Here is a 5,833-nt window from a genome sequence, read left to right as displayed (position 1 = left end):
CTATGATATCTTATCTATGTCTGGATGAACTAAGAACAGATAATAAAACTGATGAAGAGTTCTTTAATAACCTTAACAAAAGAAATAAAAAGCTAGCATATTCACCAAAAGAGCTTATGCTACAAGGAGTTAAAACATTGCTTACAATAAGTCCATCAAATCCAATAGGTATAAAACAAAGAGAGAAAATTTATGATATGTATAAGACAAGTAAAAGCATCTCAAAACAAGACCTGCCAATAGATAAATACAACGAAGCTATGGAGATACTAGAAGACTTTAAAAATGGAAATTTAAACACCTTTGGATCAGAAGTAGATAATAAATCAAGAAGACTACTAAAAGCACTAGATGTTATAGGAAACAACAATGTGAAAGGTATGTATGTGGGGTGTAAGGAAAATGACTCTAAAAATGAAAAATTTAATGGTCGCACAATCCCTCCTCGTCTAATTGGTCGTCTAGCCACCACCATAGTAATGGAAGATGGTCTATACATAGGATAAGATATGAAGAAGATTATATTTATAACTTTAGCTATCTTAGTAGTAATAACTTCAGCACTGTTTATCAATAAAGTAAAAACAATGAATAAAGGAAATTTAATGGATAACACTAATACATATACGGTTATAGCTCCGAATGGAGAAGAAGTCTGGTTTGACAAAAATACAAATTTAATTGTGCCTAAAACTAAAGATGACAATACAACAAAGTATTTTGAGGAAAAATCTAAAATGCTCCTTGACTCCCGCTCCATCCTAGACTCATCTCCATATAAAAACTATAAACCACTATACTATAACCCCAAACCAAATTCTCTAGGTCAAACAGACTATCTATCATTTAAACCATGGCTAGATATTAGCTATAAACCAAGCTCTACTAAACTATCACCTTGGACTAAATCAGAAAAAGCTTACTATGAAAGCTTAAAAGATAAAAGAGATAGATATATCTATCTAGTAAAAAGAAGTAATCTAAAATGCACTATGATAGATATCCCAGAAGATGCAATAGGAAGAGTAGATAGTAATGGCAAACTAACAAAGCCAGAGTATGCTGAAATTTATGATGAAGTGGATAGAAATAAAAATACACTAAAATCAGAGCTATTTATAGGAGAGTGGGGAATTTGTGCTGGGGTATTAGGAGATAGTGAATCACTAGGTAATGGAAATGAAGGTGGATTTAAAGCAAGAGAATTTCAAGCGGTATTTCTAGCAGCTCAACTAGGGGAAGTAGAAGCACTACATGTACTAGCAGATTGCTTTAAATACTATACATATACAGTTGGAGTAAATAAAAATTTAGATACCTACGAAAAAATTCTTAAACTATATAAAAATCCTCCACTAGATGAATATGGAATGATGCCTTATCTAGATGAGATAATAGGTAGCTACTTCGTGATGGATTTTAATAGAGAGGGTGTCATTAATAATGCAGATGGCTCGCTTCATAAACGCTTAAGGAAATTAGTAGAAGATAAAGGCGAGCTTCTTGACCCTAGAGACCTAGACGCAAATGAGACTACTAGAGAAGAATTTGTAAATTATATTAAAAGTCACATGAGTGAATTTCAAGAGGAATATGGCAAAGGTGCTTTCCCTAATAGATGGAGTGAAAAAGATCTTTCTCTTTATATCGATTCTGCTCTTCTAGAAGCCAAAATAATGTCCCTAACCCCACCAGAAGGCTATCCAAATGCACCATACTACAACACACCAGAAGAACTAACAAGACTATATGAGGCTGGTAAATTAGATAAAAAGCTAAACCCTTTAACACCAGTGATGTATAGAGATAGCTTCCCTGAAGATCTTAGGCAAAAGATATTAAGCTATGCCAAAGAGCATAATATAAAGGATTGATTAACGCCCATTAAAGTTTTATTTAAGAACATTGATTTTAAAATAAGTTTCTTCTAAAATAACTTTAGATAGAATTACATAAAAATAATATTATTAACGTGAGGTAAAGGAAACCATGAAGAAAACGTTTAAATTTCTTTGTTCTTTAATTTTTATGCTATTTATCGCAGGATGTGCAAAAGATCTTATCATAAGCAACACTCCAAATTCAAACTTAAACTACCACGGTGACAACGTTCCAGTGACTATCATCGCTTATAAACTAAGGGATGTGGCAAAATTTCAGCAAGCTAGCATAGTTGATCTAGCTGAGAAAAATGGTGACATACTTGGTCAAGACAAGATAGACTCGATAAAAACGCAAATTCAGCCAAACACAAACAGATACGCTTTTACAAATGTCGATCCAGACGAAGTGCCATACGTGGGCATTTTGGTGCTTTATGCTGATCAAAGCAAGACAAATATCAAAGCTTACAAATCAACAAAAGAAGCAAAAGAGAAAAATATAGTTTTTGAGATAACTAAAAATGGCGTAAATACCATAGACGCTAGCGGCTCTAAGATCCAAGCAAGCAAATAAAATGTCTGATAAATTAAAAGTTGTCTGGTACAACGGGATGAACGTTGATAAGGTTCATTTCGAGCAGCAAGAGAGGTATTTTGAGAGAAATTTAAACATAAAAACCGTCTCGTCTTTTTCAAATTTATATGGAGTTTTGGATCTTGAGATCTCAAGTGAGCTTTTGCTTCAAGGCAAGATAGGGCTAAATAAAATTTCTTGCATCTCGCAAGATGGCACGATATTTAACGCCCCAGATCAAGACGACCTACCAGAGCCACTTGAGATAAGTCCTAGCGAGCTAAATTCTGCCGTCATCGTACTAAAGCTACCAGTTAGCTCAGGGCTTGTTGATGTTAGCTTGCAAAACAATCTACCAAATCTAAAATTTACGGCCAAACAAGCGCTCATTAGCTCAAGAGTGCATGATGAAGCTAGTAATGATATTTTAGATGAGCTTGATGACAAAGACGACTTTGAGCTTTCGTCTGCTTTTACGCAGGATAAAGAAAATTTGATCCTAGCAAGCCAAAGATCGACTCTAGGAGTGCTTGGCTCAAAAACGCCTTATGAGCTTAGTGTGCCTATTTGCAGGATAAAAAACATAGATCTAAACAAACAAATAACGCTTGATGAGAAATTTATACCAACTTGCATCGATGTCAGTAAAAATTCTTTCATCACAAGCTTTATAGATGAGTTTAGCTTTGCTACAAAGCAGCATCAAGAGAGCTATACTGGGCTTTTAGGTGGCATAGATCAGGCTAAAAATAGGCTTGATATCTCAACATATTTGACGCTAAATATGCTTAAAAAATGGCACTTGATATTCTCCTATCTTTTCAAAAGAGACAAAATTCATCCAGAATATCTATATGAAAAGCTAGTTGATTTTCAAGCTGATCTGCTAGCCCTAAGTCACGATGATAGTTTTAGCGAATTTATAGCTTATGATCACAACAGCTTAAGCCAAACTTTCGTACCGCTAATAAACAATCTTAGGCTTTTGTTCTCGCATATCTTGTCGCCAAAATACGTCATGGCACAGATCGTTAAAAACAATCACGGCTTTTTTGACTGCGTCTTTGATAATCCAAGCATCATAGAAAACTCAGAAATTTACTTTGCTATCCATAGCGATACAAAAAATGAGTACCTGCTCAAAAATTTCAAAGAACAGTGCAAAATTCACACCCAATCAAACATCAAAAGTATCGTCTCATCGCAGCTTCGCGGCATAAATGTAGAGCAAATTTCAGCTATACCTAGTACATTGCCAAAGCTAAATGACTATATCTACTACAAGATCGATAAAAAAGATGAAATTTTTAAAAGCTTCGCAAATCAAAGCGTTATTAGCGTCTATATAACAGCAAATTTATCAAACGCTGACATTAAGATGTGGGCTTTATTATAAGGATAAAAAATGAGTGAGAATCAAAATGAAATTTCGGCTTTAAGCCAAACAAAGCTTCTAGGACTTGGTGCAAACCCTGCCCTAGATCACGTGCTACCACTGCTTCTTTTAGCAAACAGAGTATCAAAGCTACAAAATTTTTCACAAAGTGAGATGCAAAATTTACGTGAAAAGCTGATAAATGATATATTAAGCACCACTTCAAAGATCTCAAATTTAGGCATTTATGAAGAGGACGACATCATTAGGCTTAGATATTGCCTTTGTGTTTTCATCGATGAGAGTTTGCTTAAAAATGAAATTTTTATGAACAGTTTTTGGGCGAACAACACCTTAACAACAAGATTTTTCAACGAAAATTTAGGTGGCAACAAATTCTTTGGCATCATGGATAAATGGTTTGAAAATGTTGGCAAAAACAAGGACTTTTTAGAGTTTATCTACGCTTGTTTGGTGCTTGGCTACAAGGGTAAATACGAAGCACAGGAAGATTGCAATGAGAAAATTTCATACCTTTGTGAAAATATAGCCTCAGCCGTTTCGCCACTTATAAAGGCTGATGAGAATGTATTTGAAAAGAGCTATTTAAAAACTAAAAAGAGAAGCTTTTTTGAGATATTTTCACTAAGACATTTGAAATTTTATTTTATCCTTATAGCGCTTGCTGCTATCGCGGCTGCGTTTTTATATAGCACCTACTCGATGGATCAAAACAACGTTAAAAACGACAGTGTCCTAAACAATAAGATAGAAAATTTTATGGACAAAAAGTAAGTGCAAGATAAGTTTTTCAACAAATTTAACGAAAACTTTTTAGAAAACGAACTCTACATCAGCCTTATAGATGAGATGTCAAAGTATAAGACTTTGACTCACGATACGATAAAATGGGACTTTGTTTTTAGCTCGTCTTTAAAGGCATTAAGCGAATTTAGCCTCGATGTAAAGCTTTTAAATTTCTTAGCGATCTCTGCTATAAATTTAAACCAAAAAGATAGTTTTAAAACCCTGATCGAGGCCTTTTCATTTTTTCTAACTACTCTAAAACAAGAGCCAAATTTATTAGCAAAAAATGAAAAGCAAGTGCCTGCTAAAAAAAAGATATTTGCTCAAACGATAGAGCTTTTTACGCAAGCTCATAGGGACGGTATAAATTTAGACGAAGCGGATGCAAGGGCTTTTAATGATCTTGTACCTGAGCTCTCACGCGAGCTTAGCACGCACTTTGATACGCTTTATATAGAAGAGAAAAGCGAGCAAACTCAAAAAATAGAGGAACCAAAACAGCAGCCGCAAAAGACAGAACCAAGCTACTCACAAAGCGCCTCTTTTGGCAGTAGCGACATTAGCACATTTAGCGATAGAGAGTTTAGGGAGTACTTTGTAAATTTATCCGTCTCTCTTTTAAAAAATGACATAAAAAATTTGACCGCTTACTCGCTTGTTTTTGAGGCGATGTGGGGCAGGATCAAGGCTTTACCAGTTAGCAGCGAGCAAGTGACGCAGATACGCTATCCTGATGAAAATTTGATCTTACTTTTTAAAAATATGAAAGAAGCAAGCCAAGAAAATTTGGAGAAATTTATAAGAAATTTAGCCCTTAATCCATTTTGGATAGATGGCGTTAGGATATTTTGCGAGTTTTTAAGATCATCTGGGCTAAGCGAGCAAAGCGAACTAGTTTCTAATATGACTTTAAATTTTATAGAAAAATTTTCAGATATGAAAAAGCTTAAATTTCAAAGCGAAGAGGCATTTTTCAGCGAAGAGAGTGCTAAATTTTTTAGTAAAAAAGAGACTGCAAATTTTATCTCTAGTGATGATATGAAAAAGGATATGAGCTTTGAAGAGCTAATAAAAGCTCTTGATAGAAGCAAATATACAACAAATTCACAAAGTGAGCTTAGCTTTTTGTTGGAGCTTTCCAAAATTTTTACAAGCCAAGGCATGGATAACAATGCGAAAGTTGTATATTCGCAA

5 protein-coding genes and 1 pseudogene are annotated in these 5,833 nt (G+C 34.4%); all 6 read left to right on the top strand.

Going from position 1 to position 5,833, the window contains the following annotated elements:
- Positions 1 to 506, top strand: a pseudogene (locus F3G98_RS07430) (hypothetical protein); the annotation flags it as partial.
- A gap of 3 nt (positions 507 to 509) precedes the next feature.
- A complete protein-coding gene (locus tag F3G98_RS07425) occupies positions 510 to 1,874 on the top strand; it encodes a thioredoxin reductase (protein ID WP_149725960.1) in 1,365 nt (454 codons plus the stop codon).
- Positions 1,875 to 1,989: 115 nt separating this feature from the next.
- Positions 1,990 to 2,457 carry a type VI secretion system lipoprotein TssJ gene (gene tssJ, locus F3G98_RS07420; RefSeq protein ID WP_103565622.1) on the top strand — a complete coding sequence of 156 codons (468 nt, stop codon included), beginning with the start codon at positions 1,990 to 1,992 and terminating at the stop codon, positions 2,455 to 2,457.
- A 1-nt stretch (position 2,458) separates the two neighbouring features.
- Positions 2,459 to 3,853, top strand: a complete 1,395-nt coding sequence (tssK, locus tag F3G98_RS07415; RefSeq protein WP_149725959.1) for a type VI secretion system baseplate subunit TssK — start codon at positions 2,459 to 2,461, stop codon at positions 3,851 to 3,853.
- Positions 3,854 to 3,862: 9 nt separating this feature from the next.
- Complete coding sequence (gene icmH, locus F3G98_RS07410; protein ID WP_012001087.1) at positions 3,863 to 4,627, top strand: type IVB secretion system protein IcmH/DotU; 765 nt, start codon at positions 3,863 to 3,865, stop codon at positions 4,625 to 4,627.
- The coding region (locus tag F3G98_RS07405) for a type VI secretion system domain-containing protein (RefSeq protein ID WP_149725958.1) at positions 4,628 to 5,833 on the top strand (1,206 nt) is incomplete at its 3' end.

The organism is Campylobacter concisus, from assembly GCF_902460895.1.
Taxonomy (GTDB): Bacteria; Campylobacterota; Campylobacteria; order Campylobacterales; family Campylobacteraceae; genus Campylobacter_A; species Campylobacter_A concisus_BC.
This window is presented reverse-complemented; position numbering and strand designations above follow the sequence as displayed.

What these genes read in the sequence shown, in the direction of transcription:
- F3G98_RS07425 (WP_149725960.1), top strand. Translation starts at nt 510, where the DNA reads ATGAAGAAGATTATATTTATAACTTTAGCTATCTTAGTAGTAATAACT.
- tssJ (WP_103565622.1), top strand. Translation starts at nt 1,990, where the DNA reads ATGAAGAAAACGTTTAAATTTCTTTGTTCTTTAATTTTTATGCTATTT.
- tssK (WP_149725959.1), top strand. Translation starts at nt 2,459, where the DNA reads ATGTCTGATAAATTAAAAGTTGTCTGGTACAACGGGATGAACGTTGAT.
- icmH (WP_012001087.1), top strand. Translation starts at nt 3,863, where the DNA reads ATGAGTGAGAATCAAAATGAAATTTCGGCTTTAAGCCAAACAAAGCTT.